This is a genomic window from Microbacterium sp. SY138 (genome assembly GCF_039729145.1).
Lineage (GTDB): Bacteria > Actinomycetota > Actinomycetes > Actinomycetales > Microbacteriaceae > Microbacterium > Microbacterium maritypicum_A.
Window position 1 is genome coordinate 1377256 of record NZ_CP155793.1, and the last position, 18366, is coordinate 1395621.

The window sequence follows — 18366 nt, forward strand, 5'->3', positions numbered from 1 at the left end:
GCTCTCAGCCGATGCTCGCGACCTTTGTCAGACACTCCCTAGATGACTCTGCGCGTTTGGCCGATGTTCGCACTGGGCTGGGTGCCCCAGCACGCGTGTCGTGAGGGGCTGCCGTTACTGCGGATATCACCCAACGGATGCCGTCCAGCTGGTACTGACAGCGTCGCAGGAAGTCATGTTGCTCCGGCAGAGGTCCCTGCCGCAACGCCACCGCGACGCTCCACAGCAAGTGGTATAGGTCGGCGGGTGTGAGGTCTGCCCGTACTGCCCCCTGCGCCTGGGCGTCAGTCAAGAGTCGACACGCGAGCTCGGATGCGAGCCGACACACGTGCTGCATCTTCGTTGAATCGGGACAGACTTGAGCCAGCACGTCGCACACCATCGGCTCGTCGTATTCGAGTTGCCACATCCTGGTGAGGTAAGCCGTCAACCGCTGGCCGGGATCCTGGATGATCATGACGTCGTCGAACACGCGCTGGAAGCGGTGCTCGATCTCGGTCTCCACCACGGCATCGACAAGGCCTGCCCGGCTCGTGAAGCGGTGATAAATGGTCCCCTTGCTCACCCCCGCCTCTGCAGCGACCTCGTCGAGAGGCGTGCTCATCCCGCTGCGGCGGAACACCACGGTCGCGGCCTCCCGGATCCGCTCCCGGTTACGCATCGCATCCGCTCTCACCATGACCACCATCGTACTTGACGGATGCGGCAAGTTTTGCTTATCGTCCAACTTGACGCTTGAGGCAAATTAACCAGGAGGCATCATGAGCACATCAATCCACGGCCCGGTCCCGGAGCCCGACACGTCACACGCCACTGCGGCTGCGGCGACCTTCTTTCAGGAGTTCTTCGAAGCCAAGTCGCAGGTGGGCAGCGGGGGCACGCGAGATGGATGGCACTGTTCGACGCCGAACGGGCCCGCTTCCGCGACGCCGTGTTGGGCTTCGGGATGGACAACCCAGGCATGTCCGACACGGAGCGCAACTTCGCCTCGGGTTTCGGGCCGAACTCACGCGCTGATCTGCTGCGCGTCCTCGGGGACGAACACAGCGCCGTGGTGTTCTCCTACGACACTCATGACATGTTCGGGGCGGAGATCTGGGCTGCCTCCGCCATCGACGTCAGCCAGGGCCGCGTACACCGAAATGTGGACTACTGGGATGGCCGACTGCACCCGGTCAGTGCGATGCGCGCACCGGAGTCCCACTTCGACACCCAACTGGCCGAGGATGCGGTGGTGGATGCGAGCGACCCCACGATCACGCGCGTCGCCCGGGGCCTGAGAGGCGCTCGCGGATGGCGACGCGGCAACGGTTGCGGGATTCCTCTCGCCCACCGCCGTCTGGGAGGACCATACGCTTCGCACGCGCGTCGAGGGACGGCGGGCGATCGAGCGCTATCTGCACCGAGCGGTCACCTTCCTTCCGTACGGCGTCGGCTCGGCGGTGCGTCACGTGCTCGGCTTCTCCCGCGGCGGTGGCTATGAGCGGCGCGCTGGCTCGTCGCCTGTGCCGCAAGGCATTACAGGGCTGGAACTCGACACGGACGGGCTTGTCACTCGTGTGACGGCGTTGTGGGACGGGGCCAGGATGGAAACGTCCACACTCCGGGCCCTCGCATTGCTCGTGATGGAGGCTGAGCCGATCCCCTGACCGCTGCGGGGACCTGGTGGCGACGGTGGCGCGATCAGAATCGGATCCCCAGTTCGGGAATACCCTACGGGGGTAGGGGTGTTAGAGTAGATCGGAGCCCACAAATGGGCTCGCACCGAGACCCGAAAGGAAATCCCATCATGGCTACCAGCGAGTACCAGGTCACCGGCATGACGTGCGGACACTGCGAGATGTCCATTCGCGAAGAGGTCTCGCAGATCCCCGGGGTCGACGAGATCGAGGTGAGCGCGCAGACCGGCAAGCTCGTCGTCTCGTCCGCCAGCGACCTCGATGACGCCGCCGTGCTGGCGGCTGTCGACGAGGCCGGCTACTCGGCGGTGCGCGCCTGATGAACGCTGCGGGACGACTCAGCCTTTACGGCGCCGGCGTCGTCGTGGCCTTCGGCGCAGCGTTCGGCATCGCGGCAGCTGTCGTCCCGGACAGCGCCGTCGCCAACTGGACGGCCGCCGCCAGCGACAGCTCGATGGGCGACCACGCCGGCATGACCGACACGGACCCCACCGCGACCGCCACCATCCCCGGCGTCTCCCTCTCCGGCTATGGATACGAACTCAGCCCGATCACCGCGCCAACCGGCACGGGCGAGACCGGCGTGTTCAGCTTCCAGATCCTCGACGCCGACGGGAGGCCGCTGACCGCGTACGAGACCACGCACGAGAAGGATCTGCATCTGATCGCGGTGCGCACCGACGGAACCCAGTTCCGGCACGTGCACCCCACGTTCGATGAGGCCACCGGCACCTGGTCGACGTCATGGGAGTGGGCCGAGGCCGGCACCTACCGGATCTACGCGGACTTCGTGCCGGACGTGACCGACGGCCCCGACAAGGTCACCCTGACCCGCACGGTCGACGTCGCGGGGGAGTTCACCCCGGACCCGGCGACCGCCACGTCCACGACCAGCGAGGTCGATGGGTACACGGTCACTCTCGACGGGGACCTGATCGCGGGGGAGAGCTCCGAGCTGACCCTGTCGGTCGCCCGCGACGGGCAGCCGGTCACTACCCTGCAGCCGTACCTGGGCGCCTTCGGGCACCTGGTCGCGCTGCGCGACGGCGACCTGGCGTACCTGCACGTGCACGCCGAAGGCGACGAACCGCAGGACGGCGACACCGCCGGACCAGACATCCGGTTCGCAGCCGAGGCGCCCACCGCCGGCCGGTACCTGCTCTACCTCGACTTCCAGGTCGACGGGCAGGTCCACACCGCCGAGTTCGTCGTCGACGCCGGTCACGGCACCGGCACGGACACGGACGACACCCACAGCGACACGGGCGACGGTCACTGACCGCCCCGCGGTGATCTGAGAGAAGAAGGAACACCATGAGCACCACAGCCCCCGCAGGCTCGACCGCGGACTCCGCAGTCGAACTCCAGATCGGCGGGATGACCTGCGCCTCCTGCGCGATGCGGATCGAGAAGAAGCTGAACAAGCTCGACGGCGTCGCCGCGACGGTGAACTACGCCACCGAGAAGGCGAAGGTCACCGTGCCCGCCGGGTACGACCCGGCGCTGCTGATCGCCGAGGTCGAGAAGACCGGCTACAGCGCCGCGCTCCCGGCCCCGAAGAAGACCAAGAACGACACCACCCAGGGTGGGGACGCGGACGACGCGGACCCGGAGCTGACCAGCCTGCGCAACCGGCTGATCGTCTCGATCATCCTCAGCGTCCCGGTCATCGCGATGGCGATGGTCCCCGCGCTGCAGTTCACCTACTGGCAGTGGGCGTCATTGGCGCTGGCCGCGCCGGTGATCGTGTGGGCGGCGTTCCCGTTCCACAAGGCCGCCTGGGCGAACCTCCGCCACGGTGCGGCGACGATGGACACGCTCATCTCGATGGGCACCACCGCGGCGTTCCTGTGGTCGCTGTACGCCCTGTTCTTCGGCACCGCCGGCGTCCCCGGGATGACGCACCCGTTCGAGCTGACTCTCGCGCCCTCTGACGGGGCGGCGAACATCTACCTCGAGGTCGCCGCCGGGGTGACGATGTTCATCCTCGCCGGCCGCTACTTCGAGAAGCGGTCCAAGCGGCAGGCTGGGGCGGCGCTGCGCGCGCTGCTCGAGCTCGGCGCGAAGGAGGTCGCGGTCCTGCGCGATGGGGTGGAGACGAAGATCTCCGTCGACGAGCTGCAGGTCGGGGACGAGTTCGTCGTCCGCCCGGGCGAGAAGATCGCCACCGACGGTGTCGTCGTCTCCGGCACCTCCGCGGTGGACGCGTCCATGCTCACCGGCGAATCCGTGCCGGTCGAGGTCGGCGAGGGTGACCCGGTTACCGGCGCCACCGTGAACGCGGGCGGACGCCTGGTCATCCGCGCTACCCGGGTGGGTTCCGACACGCAGCTGGCTCAGATGGCCAAGCTCGTCGAGGACGCCCAGACCGGCAAGGCCGAGGTGCAGCGCCTGGCTGACAGGATCTCCGGTGTGTTCGTGCCGATCGCGATCCTCATCGCGGTGATCGCGCTGGGCGCCTGGTGGGGTGCGGGCTTCCCGATCTCCGCCGCGTTCACCGCCGCCGTCGCCGTCCTCGTGATCGCGTGCCCTTGCGCTCTGGGTCTTGCGACCCCGACCGCGCTGCTGGTCGGCACCGGCCGTGGCGCGCAGATGGGCATCCTGATCAAGGGCCCGGAGGTGCTGGAGTCCACCCGCAAGGTTGACACCGTGGTGCTGGACAAGACCGGCACCGTCACCACCGGCAAGATGACCCTGGTCGACGTGGTCACCGAACCCGGTGTGAACCGCGACGAGCTGCTGCGCCTCGCGGGCGCGCTCGAGGATGCCTCCGAGCACCCCATCGCGCAGGCGATCGCCAAGGGCGCCACCCAGGAGACCGGCACCCTGCCGGCCGTGGAGGGGTTCACCAACCTGGAAGGCAAGGGCGTCCAGGGTGTCGTCGACGGGCACGCGCTGCTCGTGGGCCGGGAGTCGCTGCTGGCCGAGTGGTCGCAGCAGTTGAGTTCCGAGGTCGCGTTCGCGAAGGCGCAGGCCGAGAGCGAGGGCAAGACTGTCGTCGCCGTCGGATGGGACGGGGCCGCGCGCGGCATCCTCGTCGTCGCTGACACCGTCAAGCCGACCAGCAAGGAGGCCATCGCCCAGCTCAAGGCGCTGGGCCTGACCCCGGTGCTGCTCACCGGCGACAACGAGGCGGTCGCCCGCCAGATCGCCGCGGAGGTCGGGATCGACCAGGTCATCGCCGAGGTCATGCCCAAGGACAAGGTCGATGTCGTCACCCGCCTGCAGGGCGAGGGCAAGGTCGTCGCGATGGTCGGAGACGGCGTCAACGACGCCCCGGCCCTGGCGCAGGCCGACCTGGGATTGGCGATGGGTACCGGCACCGATGTCGCGATCGAAGCATCCGACATCACCCTGGTCCGCGGCGACCTGCGCAGCGCCGCCGACGCGATTCGCCTGTCCCGCAAGACCCTGGGCACGATCAAGACCAACCTGTTCTGGGCGTTCGCCTACAACACGGCTGCGATCCCGGTCGCCGCTCTCGGCCTCCTCAACCCGATGCTCGCCGGGGCCGCCATGGCCCTGTCCAGCGTGTTCGTCGTTGGCAACAGCCTGCGTCTGCGCGGATTCAAGAGCATCGCGCGCTGACCGGGCAATTCCCGCCAGCGCACTCCATCACCACACGAAAGGAACACCCACCCATGACCAGCTGTTGCAGCACCAGCGCCCCCGCCCCCGGCGGACGCGAGAACCTCCTCGACGGCACCACCGGCGCTGACATGACGACCTGCCCGGTCATGACCGGCACCCCCGTCAACAAGGCCACCGCCGAGGCCGCCGGCCTGTTCCGCGACTACGAGGGCGAGCGGTACTACTTCTGCTGCGCCGGTTGCGGTCCCGCGTTCGACGCGGACCCGGCCAAGTACGCCGCCGCCATGGCCTGATCCTCACTCCCGGGCCCACACCACCGTCGTGTGGGCCCGGGACACGGACACCCCACCAATGACCATCCCCACACCCGCCGCGGACGGCTACATCACCGACCCGCGCACCTACCGCAACCGACTCCGCCGCCTCGAGGGACAGATCCGCGGCATCACCCGCATGATCGACCAGGAACGCCCCTGCATCGACACCCTCACCCAGATCTCCGCCAGCAAACGCGCACTGCAAGGTGTGGCGCTCAGCCTCCTCGACGACCACCTCCGCCACGCAAAAGCCACCGGCACCCTCGATGACGAGCTGACAATCACGGCGATGTCCGTGGCTATCGCCCGGCTGATCCAGCCCTGACCACGTCTCGTTCGCAGCCCTGCGACCCCGACCCCTCTCAGCGGAAGCGAGCTGTACCCATGACCGTCCACCAGGTCGTCATCCTCGGCGCCGGGGCCGCAGGTGTCGCCGCCGCACAGGTCCTCTCGCGACGCGGCGGTGTTGCCGTCACCCTCGTTGCTCGCACCGATGAGACTCCCTACATCCGCATGCACATCACAGGCATCGCCTTCGGCCCTACCCTCGCGGAGAGCATCCAGGCGCACCTGCCCGAGATCACTGTCGTCCGCGACACAGTCACCAGTGTCGACCGGTGCACCCGTACGGTACAGCTGAGCACGGGAGCTCAGTTGTCGTTCGACTCACTCATTGTGGCCACCGGCAGCCACCCCCGCCCGCTGGATCCCGCCCTCCCCGGCGTCGATGATCCCGCCGTCACCCCGAGAACTCTCACCCTGCACACCCTGGACGACGCCGACAGAATCCGGAACATCCTTACGCACCGGCCTGGCCCGAAACGTGTCGCGGTCTACGGGGGCGGATTCACCGGCGCGGAGACCGTCTCCGCTCTCCGCGAGGCGGGACACCACGCCGCCCTGATCAGCCGTGCCCGCATTCCCGGACAGGCCGCATTCGGCACCCTCCTCGCCGCCCGCATCGCGGACACGCACCGCGGGCGCGTCACGACCTTCCTCGGACGCACCATCACCGCGCTCCACGACCGCGGGCCCTTGCTGGGAATCACCCTGGACGACACCACCACCCTCTCAGCGGACCTGCTCATCATCGCGCTGGGGGCCCTCCCGACCGCACCCCACCCGTTCACCCGCGGAGTCGACGTCGACGACCACCTGCGCTCGGGTACACCAGGCATCTACGCCGCGGGCGCTGCCGTGACGCATCATGACGACCACCTCGGCACCTGGCGAATCGACCACTGGGCCGACGCAGCCGCGCAGGGCGCCCACGCGGCGGCCGCCCTGCTGCACGACCACCTCGACAGCGACGACCCCGGCCCGTACCGACCGCGCAGCTCATACGGCGCGCTGATCCACGGCACGGTGATCTCCGGCATCGGCTACACCACCACCACGAACGAGCACACCCGCTTCGAGGACACCCTTGTCATGCACATGGCGGGCGACACGATCGTCGGCGTCACCGGGATCGATCAGGTCACCGCGGTGCATCAGAATTCGGCACGGCTGCACGTGGTGGCGGCATGAACGCACCCACCCGGACCAGCCGCGCACGCGGCGGCTTCTGTCTCAGCGTCACCGGCACCGTGTTGCTGATGGCCGCGGCATCCGCACCCTCTCCCTTCTACCCTCAGCTCATCCAGGACCTGCAACTGCCGCCGGTCGCCGCCACCGTCATCTTCGCGATCTACGCCATCCCCCTCCTGATCGCACTCCTCGTGCTCGGATCCGCGTCCGACCGATTCGGCCGCCGCCGCGTCCTGATCGTCGGAGCCCTCCTGCTCGCCGCCAGCCTGCTGCTGTTCTGGGCAGCCGACTCCTTCACCAAACTGCTCACCGCCCGCGCGCTACAGGGGCTCGCGGCAGGACTGCTCATCCCCGCCCTGAACGCGATGATGGTGGACTTCGAACCCGCCGGACGACCGGGGGCCGCCGCACTGGCCAACACCGCCGCTCCGATGGCGGGGCTCGGCATCGGAGCGATCTCCGCGGCCGGACTACTTGATCTGCAGGGCATCGATGCCGGCACCGTCTTCCTGGTCTTGGCCGCCCTGTTCGTCTTGATCGCCGGAACCGCCGGGACCATCCCGGAACCGCACCACGCGCCGCTGCGTGATGAGCGCCCTACCTTGGCCCGGCGAAAGCGACTGCCCGCCTCGACGAGACGCGTCCTCGTCTCCGTCGTCCCGGCCGTGATCGCTGGATGGGTCACCAACGGGATGTTTCTCGCGCTGGGCCCGGTGATCATCTCCACTCAGTTCGCGGCTCATACCCACGTCGAGGAAGCCCTATCGATCCTCGTGCTGGCCGCGGCCGGCGTCGCCGCGGCGCTCCTGCTGCACCGCTCCCGCCCGCGACGCATCAGCCTGTTCGGCACGGTCTCCCTAGGTCTGGGCGCACTGTTCAGCGTGCTCGCCCTGTCTGTGCACAGCTTCCCCGGCTACCTGGCCAGCGTCGCGATCGTCGGGGCGGGCTTCGGCACCGCCTTCATGGGCGCGATGCGTACTCTGCTGCCGCACGTGGATCCCGAGCAGCGAGCGAGAGTCATGGCGGTCATCTACACGATCTCCTACCTCGCCATGTCCGTCCCCACCGTGCTGGCCGGACTCCTCGTGCCCCTGCTCACCCTCCCCGGTGCCGCGATCGCGCTCGGCGCGGTGGTCGTGCTGCTGAGCATCACCGCCACCGTCGCCCGGCTACGGCTGACCGACCGTGCCGGTGCCGCTTCGACATCTGTGTCTCCTCAACAGAAAGGAACCGTGAGAACATGACAACTCCCACCTCCCGCCCACCGCTACTGGTGACCAGGCGAGGCTTCCTCTCCCTCGGGGTGGGTGCCGTTGCCGTCGCCGCTCTCGCTTCCTGCACCCCGACCCCCACGTGGGTGCCGCCCACTGGGCCCGCCGTCGACCGCACGGAGAAAGACCGGCGTAGCACCGGCCGCGTCGTCACCGCGAGCCTGACCGCTGCGGCCGCGACCCTGGACCTGGCAGGGACGTCGGCCTCCACGTTCTCCTACGGCAGTATCCCCGGCCCCGTACTCCGCGTCCGTGCCGGCGACACCCTGCAAGCCACCGTCCGCAACGACCTCCCCTTCGACACGTCCGTGCACTGGCACGGGCTCGCGCTGCGCAACGACATGGACGGCGTCCCGCCGCTCACCCAACAGCCCATCGCCGCGGGCGACTCCTTCCGGTACGAGTTCATCGCCCCCGATCCGGGCACGCACTGGTTCCACCCGCACGTCGGCGCGCAGCTGGACAGTGGGCTGTATGGTGCGCTCATCGTCGAGGACCCGAACGAACCGCTCCGCTACGACGACGAGTGGGTCATCATCCTCGACGATTGGCTCGACGGGGTCACCGCCACCCCTGACGAGGTGCTCGAGGAGCTGCGTAAGGGGATGGGGGACATGGGCGGGATGGAGGACATGTTCATGCGGATGGGGAACATGCTGATGGGTGCCGACTCCGACCTGCTCGGCGGTGACGCCGGCGACGTCTACTACCCGCACTACCTGATCAACGGCAAACCCACCGGCGACCCCGCCCAGTTCACCGGCGCCCCCGGAACCCGGGTCCGCATCCGCCTGATCAACGCGGGCGGAGACACCGCGTTCCGCGTCGCGCTCGGCGAGCACCGGCTCACCGTCACCCACACCGACGGATACCCCGTCGACCCGCTCGAAGTTGACAGCGTGCTCATCGGCATGGGCGAACGCTACGACGTGATCGTTACCCTCAGCGACGGAGTGTTCCCGTTCATCGCTGAGGCGGAAGGTAAACGCGAACGCGCCTTCGCCATCGTCCGCACCGGGGGCGGGCAGGCGCCGGCCGTCGATGTCGAGATCCCCGAACTGGGGGAGGGGCGCCAGGTGGCCACCGCAGAGCTCTTCGCCGCCGCCTCAGATGCCCAGCTCGACCGCCGTGCCACCGACCGCACCATCGAGCTGATCCTCACCGGCAGCATGGCGAAGTATGACTGGGGTTTCAACGGCAAGCGGTTCGATATGAACGACCCCCTTCGCGACGCCCACGCGATCGTCGCGGGGGAGCGCGTCCGACTCACCGTCACCAACGACACCGACATGTGGCACCCATTCCACCTGCACGGGCATGCCTACCAGCACACCGGCGGCGGGCCCCGCAAGGACACGTCCATTGTGCTGCCCGGGCAGACCCTCAACCTAGAGTTCGACGCCGACAACCCCGGTCGATGGATGACCCACTGCCACAACATCTACCATGGTGAAGCCGGGATGATGACCGTCCTCGCTTACCGCGACTGAACCGGCAACGTCACACGAGGCAGCATCTGACAGTGCTCTCGATCAACGTGAACCTGCCCCGACCCCCGACGCCACAATCTGGTTCGGCTCTGCTGATGGGATCGCGCCGCGGCGTACCACCCCCGTCGTCGACAACCGTTCGCAGGACGGCCTCAACGTCGAGATCCCGATGAAGATCCGCGTCGAGACTGGCAACCAGGAATAGAAGATCAGAACTCACTGTTGTCATACCCATACGGGGTATACGATGGTGGTGTCAGGGGCTGAGCGTCGCCACTGGCCGAGGGGCTGCTCCTCTCGGTGAGACAACAACGGACAAGGGATCATCGCCATGAATCACGAACACCACCATGAGGCGCCTGCAGGTACGCCCTCCGACGATATCGTCATCTGTCCGGTGATGACGGGCAGCACTGTCAGCAAGAGCGTCGCCGAGGCGCAGGGACTTTACCGAGACTATGACGGCGAACGGTACTGGTTCTGCTGTTCTGCTTGCCCGCCCCTGTTCGACGCCGATCCGGAGAAGTACATCCGGGCCGCCTGATTCTGACCCGAGAACAGCGTGTCCCCGGGTCCCGCACACAATCCTCAAGGAGCCTAATGACCCCCCAGAAAGTCGTCGTCCTCGGCGCTGGCGCCGCAGGCACATCCGCCGTACGGATTCTCGCCGGTTCGGATGCGGTGACTGTGACTCTAATCGGGCGGACGGCCGAGACCCCGTACAACCGCACCCTCGTGAACAAGGGCGTCGCGATCGGATTGCTCACGCCGGAGCAGGCGGCCATGCCAGGGGCGGAGGTTGTTGCCGACACAGCGGTCGAGGTCGATACGGATGCCCGCATCGTCCGGCTCGCCTCGGGACGAATCGAGGAATATGACGCGTTGGTCATCGCGACCGGCAGCGCACCTCGCCTGCTTGGCGACGGACTCGGGGGAGCTACCGGGCACGTCCAGCCGGGACGCATCACCACGCTGCATTCGCTCGACGATGCGATCGCGGTCCGCGACTTCCTCGCAGATCTGGGCCGCCCGGCGCGAGTCGTGATCTCTGGCGCGGGTCTGGTCGCCGCCGAGACCGCGAGCCTGCTTCGTGAGCGCGACCACCAGGTCACTTTGATCGCGCGGGCTGAGCTCCCAGGCACGACCGTTTTCGGCGAAGAGCTCGCGCAGCGCCTCGCCGAAGCACACCAGGCTGTCCTCGACACCGCCTTCGGCCGTGCGATCACAACGATCCGCGACACAGCGGACGGTATCGAGGTCACCCTCGACGATGGGACCGTGTTGCCCTCCGACCTGCTTATCGTCGCCCATGGCACTGAACCTACTGCCCCTGCACCATGGAACGCGGGCGTAGACGTAGATGACAGCCTGCGCACCGCACTCCCGGGCGTTTACGCCGCTGGAGGGGTCGCTGTGCACGATGACTCCACGCTGGGCGTGTGGCGCATCGACCACTGGTCGGACGCGGCCGCGCAGGGCGAGCACGCCGCCCGCACTCTCCTCGCTGACATCGGCGCGGGGGAGCAGCCCGGCAGCTACCAGCCTCGCGCCCCGTTCACCGCCACCGTCCACGGTGCAATGATCGCCGGGGCCGGACTGACCGATACACGGACCGACACCCACATCGACAGTTCTGAGCCGCTGGTGGTCATCCGCCAGCATGGCGCGGTCCCTGTCGGTGTCCTCGGCTTGGACGCCGCGCCCGCCGTTTTCGGCTGGATGCCCAAGCTGTACACCTCGACCGCGACCGACGCGGGGGCCCTCGCCTCCACGGGGACCGGTACGGCAGACTCGAAATAGCCGCTAGGCACAGGGAAGTGAACTGATGACCGACCCGCACGCACACCACAACACCCACCCCACCGGCAAGGCCGCCACCGCCACCGGCGAGCACGGCGACCACACCCCGGAGCCGCCCACGCAGCACGACACCCACGCCGGGCACGACGTGCAGCCCAGCCACGGCGAGCACGCCGGGCACGGCGGCCAGGCGGACCACTCCGGCCACGGGGGAGGCCATGGCGGTCACGCCGGGCACGGCGACCACGTTGGCCAGTTCCGGCGGCTGTTCTGGATCAACCTGATCATCGCCGTCCCCGTGGTGGCGTTCTCCCCGATGTTCGCGATGATCCTCGGCTACGAGGTCCCCGGCTGGGCCCGGTTCATCGCCCCGGTGCTCGGCACCGTCATGTACGTGTGGGGCGGGTGGCCGTTCCTGACCGGAGCGGTCAGCGAGCTGCGCTCCCGCAAGCCCGGCATGATGCTGCTGATCGGCCTGGCGATCACGGTCGCGTTCTTCGCGTCCTGGGGCGCAACGCTGGGGCTGCTGCACCACGAGCTCGAGTTCTGGTGGGAGCTGGCACTGCTGATCGTGATCATGCTGCTCGGCCACTGGATCGAGATGCGCTCCCTCGCCCAGACCAGCTCCGCCCTGGACACCCTGGCCGCGCTGCTGCCCGATGAGGCCGAGCGGGTCGAAGGAGACCAGATCGTCAAGATCTCACCCGCCGACCTGGCCGTCGGTGATGTCGTCGTGGTCCGCCCCGGCGGCAGCGTCCCCGCCGACGGGAAGATCGTCGACGGGCGCGCCGACATGGACGAGTCCATGGTCACCGGCGAGTCCCGCCCGGTCGCCCGCGGCACCGGCGACCCGGTCACCGCCGGCACCGTCGCCACCGACTCCGGTCTGCGCGTGGAGGTCACCGCCACCGGCGATGAGACCACCCTCGCCGGCATCCAGCGGCTGGTCACCGAGGCGCAGAACTCCTCCTCCCGCGCGCAGCGGATCGCAGACCGTGCCGCGGCCCTGCTGTTCTGGTTCGCACTGATCGCCGCCGCCATCACCGCGGTGGTGTGGACCCTCGTCGGCAGCCCCGATGAAGCCGTCGTCCGCACTATCACCGTCCTGGTGATCGCCTGCCCCCATGCGTTGGGCCTGGCGATCCCGCTGGTGGTGTCCATTGCAACCGAGCGGGCCGCCCGCGGCGGGGTGCTGGTGAAGGACCGGCTCGCGCTGGAGAGCATGCGCACCGTCGACACCGTCCTGTTCGACAAGACCGGCACCCTCACGAAGGGTGAGCCCACCGTCTCTGCCGTGGAGCCGGTCGGTGACCTGGACGCTGACCAGGTGCTCGCGATCGCCGCGGCGGCCGAGGCCGACAGTGAGCACCCGCTCGCGAAGGCCATCGTCCGTGCCGCGCAGGAGAAGAACCTCACCCTTCCCAAGGCGACCGGGTTCACCTCCTCGCCCGCGGTGGGCGTCACGGCCACCGTCGACGGTGCGGAGATCCGGGTCGGCGGTCCGCGCCTGCTCGAGGAGGTCGGCGCCCGTGAGGTCGACCAGGCTGACAGCTGGCGTGGTGAGGGCGCGATCATCCTGCACGTCACCCGTGACGGGAAGGTCATCGGTGGGCTCAAGCTCGCCGACGAGATCCGTCCCGAGTCCCGCGAAGCCGTCGAGGCGCTGCACAAGCTGGGCGTTCAGGTGGTCATGATCACCGGTGACGCCGAAGCCGTTGCGAACGCCGTCGGCAGCGAGCTGGGCATCGACCGGGTGTTCGCGCACGTGCGTCCCGAGGACAAGTCCAGCAAGGTCGCCGAGCTGCAGAAGGAAGGCCGAAAGGTCGCCATGGTCGGTGACGGCGTCAACGACGCCCCCGCTCTGGCGCAGGCCGACGTCGGCATCGCGATCGGTGCCGGCACGGACGTCGCGATCGCCTCCGCCGGGGTGATCCTGGCCAGCTCCGACCCCCGGTCGGTGCTGTCGGTGATCCAGCTGTCCCGCGCGGCGTACGGGAAGATGAAGCAGAATCTGTGGTGGGCTGCAGGCTACAACCTGATCTCGGTGCCGCTCGCCGCCGGCGTGCTGGCTCCGATCGGGTTCGTCCTGCCGATGTCGGTCGGTGCGATCCTGATGTCGTTGTCCACTGTCGTGGTCGCCCTGAACGCCCAGCTGCTGCGCCGCATCGACCTCACACCCGAGGCCAGCACCCGTGCGGTGCTCGAACAATGAACTAGAGGAACCGAGATGTCCAATCCCACTGCCGACACCACCCATGCCCAACACGGGTACATCACCGACAAAGACAAGTACCTCAACCGACTCAAGCGCATCGAAGGTCAGGCGCGCGGGATCTCGAAAATGGTCGATGACGAGAAGTACTGCATCGACATCCTCACCCAGATCAGCGCTCTCACCAGCGCCCTGCAGGCCGTCGCGATCGGGCTGCTCGACGATCACCTCAAGCACTGTGTGATCGACGCAGCACGGATGGACGGCGACCAGGCCGAGCAGAAGATCAAGGAAGCCAGCGACGCGATCGCCCGTCTGGTCCGGTCCTAACCCGGACCAGACGGACGACCCGTCCGGCCTCCCCCGCCCCGCGTCGGGCGGGAACCTGGTGCCTTGGCCGAGCGGCGAGGCAGCGGCCTGCAAAGCCGCCCAGACGGGTTCGACTCCCGTAGGCACCTCCACCCGTCACCGCAGCCGCCGTGCGGCCCCCGCTACTGGGGGAGCACGGTGATGCCGCTGGCGTCGACCACGACGACCCGGCCGTCCGCGTCGATCCCCACCGCCTGCGCCTGCTCGTGCACCGTGCCCGCTTCCTGCCACTGGTCCTCCCCGGACCCGATCACCCAGATCCGGTCATCGGTGCCGACCCCGACCAGCCGCTTGCGATCCGGGGACGCTCCTAGCGTGTACAGCAGCGGCGCATCCGGCCATGCCGAGAACGACGCGCCTCGGTCGGTGCTCACGGTCACCCCGTCCGCGGTCGCCGCGACTACCCGGCCGCTGGCATCCGCGGTCAAACTGACCGCCGGCACCTGTGCGCCCGTCGGTGTCCAGGTGGCGCCGGCATCGACGCTGCGCAACAGGTCGGTGTCGTCGGTCGCTAACCCGTACACGGTGTCATCGGCGCCCGCGGTGAGCGCATGGAAGTCTTTCTCTCCGGTGAACGCGACGGGTTCCCAGTTCGCGCCGCCGTCGACACTGCGGATCACTCCCAGGTTCGGTGCTCCCCACTCTTCGGGGGTCTGCGGGCCCGGGTGCCCGGACGCGATCAGGCCCTGCGACGTCGCCGTCAGCCCCATCGCGTCGAAGTCGGCGATGCTGACCCGGCCGCCGAGCTCACCCGATTCGGACACTTCGTAGATGCCCTCGTGGGTGCCCAGCAGCAGCTGCCCCGTCTCTGGGGCCACGACCACCGCGTGCACATGCGTGGATAGCTCGGTGTGTTCTTCCCCTGTCGACGCGGGCGTGCTCGCGCACCCCGCCAACACGACAGGCACGGACATGACGGCGGCGATCACGGCCGCCGTCTTGAAACGGACGTGCATATGCACCCTCCACGATCAGGGTGGGGCGCCACCAGACGGTGACGCCCCACCGGGGTGCCTCAGAGCTGAGCGAGCAGATCTTCCATGGTGGTGATCTCCGCGGACTGCGTGTCCACTACCGCCTGGGCCAGTTCCTTCGCGTCCGGGTTCTTCCCGTCGGCCAGCTCGGTCTCGGCCATCTCGATCGCGCCCTTGTGGTGCTCGATCATCTGCTCGAGGAACATCCTGGCAGCCTCGGTGCCGGTCGCGGCCTCCAGCTGCGCCATGTCCTCCTCAGACATCATCCCGCCGCCGTGGTCCATGTCGCCCATGTCCATATCGTCGGCGGACATGCCCCAGTCATCGAGCCAGCCCTGCATCGTGTCGATCTCGGGCTGCTGCGCATCCTTGATCTGCTGCGCCAGATCCAGCACCTGCTGGTCGACGTCGCTCTTGGCGAGGATCATGTCGCTCATCTCCACCGCCTGCTGGTGGTGGGGGATCATCATCATCGCGAACATCGAATCGGCCATGTTGAAGTCCGTCTCTGCGGACTCCGACGGCGCCGACGAGGACCCGTCGCCGTGATCCATGCCCGGCATCGAGCCGCCGTTGTCGGCGCACCCGGCCAGGAACAGGGCCGTCGCCAGCGGAACGGCGACGAGTGCTGCGGTGCGGAGCTTCTTCTTCATCATCATCAATCAGTCCTTCTCTTGGATGTACGTGAACGCCCGCGAACGGGCACAGCAGGAACCCCACCGGACGGCGGGGTCAGGCGCGTTCACGTCCGACTGATCGACAACTCCCGCAGTGAGGGCGGGCGGCTCGGAGCCGGCCGGGCCACGAACACCACAGACCACCACACGGCCCGTCCGTGCGGGGATAGGCCGATCAGCCGGGGGACCAGCAGGAACAGCACCGTCGCCAGCAGCGCCAGCACGCACATCACCATCAGCGCGTCGTGACCGCCCTCTGGACTGCACGTCGCACACGCATGCTCCGAGTGCTCCGCCGGGGCAGACGCGGCACCATGATGACCCTCCGACACCGCACTGCCGGCCATCTCGGCCGTCGTCGACGACATCGCAGGCGCGTGGGAGGAGGCCAGGGTGTGCATGCCCAGCAACCCGACGATGATCGCGACGGAGAAGCACACCACGAGCAGCCACCGCGTCGATCGCGGTAGCCGGGTACGCAGCGCGGACAGGCTGATCATCCCTCCTAGCCTAACGCTAGTACCGTACCCCCGCACGGTAAACGAAGGGTGATCAATGTCACCGAGTAGCGGCTGCTGTGATGACGGCGGGAATACCCCTAGGGGGTAGTGTGTTGTGGATGGTGGGCCATCCGGTCCATGACCTACAGCGGGATCGCCGCGCAGGAAGGAATCATTATGAGTCAGCCCGTCATCGTCACTGAGCAGACCTTCGACGAGATCGTGCTCCAAAGCGACATCCCCGTGCTCGTAGATTTCTGGGCTGCCTGGTGCGGGCCGTGCCGTGCACTGGCGCCGATCCTTGATCAGATCGCTGCCGAGCAGGACGGCAGGCTACGGATCGCGAAGCTGAACGTCGACGAGAACCCCGCCCTCGCGGAGAAGTACCAGATCACCTCGATCCCGGCGCTGAAGGTGTTCCAGAATGGCACGGTGATTCGCCAGATCGTCGGCGCCATGCCCAAGCCGGCGCTCGAGGACAAGCTCAGCGGCATCATCTGAGCGGCCGCGTGACAACGCAGGCGGTCTGGGACGCGCTCACCTACGTCTTCGATCCCGAGCTCGAGGTCGACATCGTGAACCTCGGGCTGGTGTACGGGGTCGAGCGGCGCGAAGACGGAGCGTACGCGCTGACCCTCACGCTGACCACCCCCGAGTGCCCACTCACCGACACCATCGAACGGGAGATCGACTTTCATCTGGCGCACCTTGGCGTGGAGTACCGCATCGACTGGGCCTGGTCCCCTCGCTGGCATGAAGGACTCGTCACGGCAGAAGGCCGCGACATGCTACTCGCGGTCGGCTACCGGGTCTCCCCGCGCACCGCCTGATGATGACAGGAGTGAGATGACCGAACAGCTGATCCTGGCCGATGCCCAGTCGGCTCGGGATGCGCTCGTTTTCGCCGAGCGCGCAGCGCATGTAGGGGACGAAGCCGTCCGACTGCAGGCGGCACGAGGGACGCTGGTGATGTCCGCGGCTGCACTGGCCCCGCAGGGGCTGCTGGATTCGACTCCGATGGTGCTCGCGCTCCGTGTGCTCCGCACAGACCCCGAGTTGGTCTGCGACCTCACGGTCGAGTCGCTTACCGAGACCCTTGACCCTGTCGCCCTGCGCCTTCCGGAGGTGTCTGTCGCGCGCGGATGGGCGAGCGTGGAGATCCCTCGAGGGGGATGGTCGCAGACCGGGACGGTCAACGCGGCCACCTTGAGCCGCGTCGCGCAGGCAGGCAATGCTGAAGTCGCCCAAGCGCTCCCCTACAATCCCGGAAGGGACATCGTCGGCAAGGTGCGCGCCCGGATCTGGGGGCAGCCCGAGAAGGAGCTCGCAGACCTTCCCCGTGGCGTCGCATTCGCTGCCGTAGCCTTCGGCTTCGTCGGCGTGCCGACCGAGAGTGCATTGGTGTGGCGCGCAGGCCGATGGACGCGGATAAGCCTCCGACGCGGACATCTTCTGTACCGGGGCCCGGTCGTCGCAGGGCTCACAGAGGTGCGCCGGACCGGCCCGCAATCACGCTGAACAAATTCTCCAACCTCACTACTTACCCCAGGGGTAGAGAGTGAGGATCTTCGCCCGCTGCACCAGCAGGCTCCTGACTCACTAGGAATACGATGACCCACACGCTCCTCATCCTCGGAGCCGGTCCTGGTACCGGACAAGCCATGGCCCCCAAGTATGCGGCGGAAGGGTGGAACATCGCCCTGGTCGCCCGGCGCGCCGAAACCCTGGCCACCATCGCCGAGAGCATTCGCTCGGCTCCTGTTATACCCGGCAATCAATGCCGTGCAGCTCACCCTCGCCGATCTTGCACACAGCGATGTCGGCGCAGTCCTTTGCGCCAGCGGTGCGAGTTCCATCAGGGCCCAAACGGGCGTGAGCGGTCCCGCTCCGAGCTTGGCGGCAACTCTGAACCGCCTCCAGACGCCCCACGATGAGCTTGCCTGTGAGGTGTTCGTC

The 18366-nt window shown here is 67.9% G+C and carries 20 protein-coding genes and 1 tRNA gene; 17 read left to right on the forward strand and 4 right to left on the reverse strand.

Translation table 11 applies throughout. The features are described from left to right. Nucleotides 1–4: 4 nt before the first annotated feature. Nucleotides 5–679 (reverse strand): TetR/AcrR family transcriptional regulator, encoded by a 675-nt coding sequence (locus ABDC25_RS06500; protein ID WP_347125463.1) that lies wholly within the window; start codon nt 677–679, stop codon nt 5–7. A gap of 210 nt (nt 680–889) precedes the next feature. On the opposite strand from ABDC25_RS06500, the gene ABDC25_RS06505 reads away from it, so the two are divergent. The 14 genes from ABDC25_RS06505 (at nt 890) to ABDC25_RS06570 (ending at nt 14351) form a co-directional block, all read left to right on the forward strand. Further along, complete coding sequence (locus ABDC25_RS06505; protein ID WP_347125465.1) at nt 890–1483, forward strand: hypothetical protein; 594 nt, start codon at nt 890–892, stop codon at nt 1481–1483. A gap of 306 nt (nt 1484–1789) precedes the next feature. After that, entirely contained in the window at nt 1790–1999 is a 210-nt protein-coding gene (locus ABDC25_RS06510) for a heavy-metal-associated domain-containing protein (protein WP_347125467.1), read from the forward strand. Then, the gene (locus ABDC25_RS06515; RefSeq protein WP_347125469.1) at nt 1999–2958 is read left to right on the forward strand and encodes a heavy-metal-associated domain-containing protein; all 960 of its coding nucleotides are present in this window, start codon (nt 1999–2001) and stop codon (nt 2956–2958) included. Before ABDC25_RS06510 ends, ABDC25_RS06515 begins: the two co-directional genes overlap by 1 nt. 35 nt (nt 2959–2993) lie before the next feature. Next, the gene (locus ABDC25_RS06520) at nt 2994–5267 is read left to right on the forward strand and encodes a heavy metal translocating P-type ATPase (protein WP_347125471.1); all 2274 of its coding nucleotides are present in this window, start codon (nt 2994–2996) and stop codon (nt 5265–5267) included. A 53-nt stretch (nt 5268–5320) separates the two neighbouring features. Further along, complete coding sequence (locus tag ABDC25_RS06525; protein ID WP_347125473.1) at nt 5321–5563, forward strand: YHS domain-containing protein; 243 nt, start codon at nt 5321–5323, stop codon at nt 5561–5563. A gap of 58 nt (nt 5564–5621) precedes the next feature. Next, on the forward strand, nt 5622–5912 hold the full coding sequence (locus ABDC25_RS06530) for a metal-sensitive transcriptional regulator (RefSeq protein WP_347125475.1): 291 nt from the start codon (nt 5622–5624) through the stop codon (nt 5910–5912). A 59-nt stretch (nt 5913–5971) separates the two neighbouring features. Further along, nucleotides 5972–7117 carry an NAD(P)/FAD-dependent oxidoreductase gene (locus ABDC25_RS06535; protein ID WP_347125477.1) on the forward strand — a complete coding sequence of 382 codons (1146 nt, stop codon included), beginning with the start codon at nt 5972–5974 and terminating at the stop codon, nt 7115–7117. Further along, the gene (locus tag ABDC25_RS06540) at nt 7114–8361 is read left to right on the forward strand and encodes an MFS transporter (RefSeq protein WP_347125479.1); all 1248 of its coding nucleotides are present in this window, start codon (nt 7114–7116) and stop codon (nt 8359–8361) included. Before ABDC25_RS06535 ends, ABDC25_RS06540 begins: the two co-directional genes overlap by 4 nt. Then, nucleotides 8358–9878, forward strand: a complete 1521-nt coding sequence (locus ABDC25_RS06545) for a multicopper oxidase family protein (RefSeq protein WP_347125481.1) — start codon at nt 8358–8360, stop codon at nt 9876–9878. The genes ABDC25_RS06540 and ABDC25_RS06545 overlap by 4 nt, the downstream gene beginning before the upstream one ends. 331 nt (nt 9879–10209) lie before the next feature. Continuing rightward, on the forward strand, nt 10210–10422 hold the full coding sequence (locus ABDC25_RS06550; RefSeq protein ID WP_347125483.1) for a YHS domain-containing protein: 213 nt from the start codon (nt 10210–10212) through the stop codon (nt 10420–10422). A 56-nt stretch (nt 10423–10478) separates the two neighbouring features. After that, nucleotides 10479–11678 carry an NAD(P)/FAD-dependent oxidoreductase gene (locus ABDC25_RS06555; protein WP_347125484.1) on the forward strand — a complete coding sequence of 400 codons (1200 nt, stop codon included), beginning with the start codon at nt 10479–10481 and terminating at the stop codon, nt 11676–11678. Nucleotides 11679–11703: 25 nt separating this feature from the next. Further along, complete coding sequence (locus tag ABDC25_RS06560) at nt 11704–13890, forward strand: heavy metal translocating P-type ATPase (RefSeq protein ID WP_347125486.1); 2187 nt, start codon at nt 11704–11706, stop codon at nt 13888–13890. Nucleotides 13891–13905: 15 nt separating this feature from the next. Then, nucleotides 13906–14220, forward strand: coding sequence for a metal-sensitive transcriptional regulator (locus ABDC25_RS06565; protein ID WP_347125488.1), 315 nt, complete (start codon nt 13906–13908; stop codon nt 14218–14220). 57 nt (nt 14221–14277) lie between these two features. Continuing rightward, nucleotides 14278–14351 (forward strand) — tRNA-Cys (locus ABDC25_RS06570). Nucleotides 14352–14381: 30 nt separating this feature from the next. Here the strand turns inward: ABDC25_RS06570 and ABDC25_RS06575 are convergent. The 3 genes from ABDC25_RS06575 to ABDC25_RS06585 all read right to left on the reverse strand — a co-directional run bounded on the left by ABDC25_RS06575 (nt 14382) and on the right by ABDC25_RS06585 (nt 16410). Continuing rightward, nucleotides 14382–15215, reverse strand: coding sequence for a F510_1955 family glycosylhydrolase (locus tag ABDC25_RS06575; RefSeq protein ID WP_347125490.1), 834 nt, complete (start codon nt 15213–15215; stop codon nt 14382–14384). Between the two features lie 59 nt (nt 15216–15274). After that, nucleotides 15275–15889: a DUF305 domain-containing protein gene (locus ABDC25_RS06580; RefSeq protein ID WP_347125953.1), complete on the reverse strand. Its 615-nt coding sequence runs from the start codon at nt 15887–15889 to the stop codon at nt 15275–15277. A gap of 86 nt (nt 15890–15975) precedes the next feature. Beyond that, nucleotides 15976–16410 carry a DUF6153 family protein gene (locus ABDC25_RS06585; protein WP_347125492.1) on the reverse strand — a complete coding sequence of 145 codons (435 nt, stop codon included), beginning with the start codon at nt 16408–16410 and terminating at the stop codon, nt 15976–15978. Between the two features lie 177 nt (nt 16411–16587). Here ABDC25_RS06585 and trxA point away from each other — a divergent pair, with 177 nt between their 5' ends. Genes trxA through ABDC25_RS06600 form a run of 3 tightly spaced genes read left to right on the forward strand, consistent with a single transcriptional unit; the run spans nt 16588 to nt 17928 of the window. Continuing rightward, complete coding sequence (gene trxA / locus ABDC25_RS06590) at nt 16588–16911, forward strand: thioredoxin (protein ID WP_347125955.1); 324 nt, start codon at nt 16588–16590, stop codon at nt 16909–16911. 8 nt (nt 16912–16919) lie between these two features. Further along, nucleotides 16920–17240: an iron-sulfur cluster assembly protein gene (locus tag ABDC25_RS06595; protein WP_347125494.1), complete on the forward strand. Its 321-nt coding sequence runs from the start codon at nt 16920–16922 to the stop codon at nt 17238–17240. Nucleotides 17241–17256: 16 nt separating this feature from the next. Next, nucleotides 17257–17928, forward strand: a complete 672-nt coding sequence (locus ABDC25_RS06600; protein WP_347125496.1) for a hypothetical protein — start codon at nt 17257–17259, stop codon at nt 17926–17928. Nucleotides 17929–18366 lie beyond the last annotated feature (438 nt).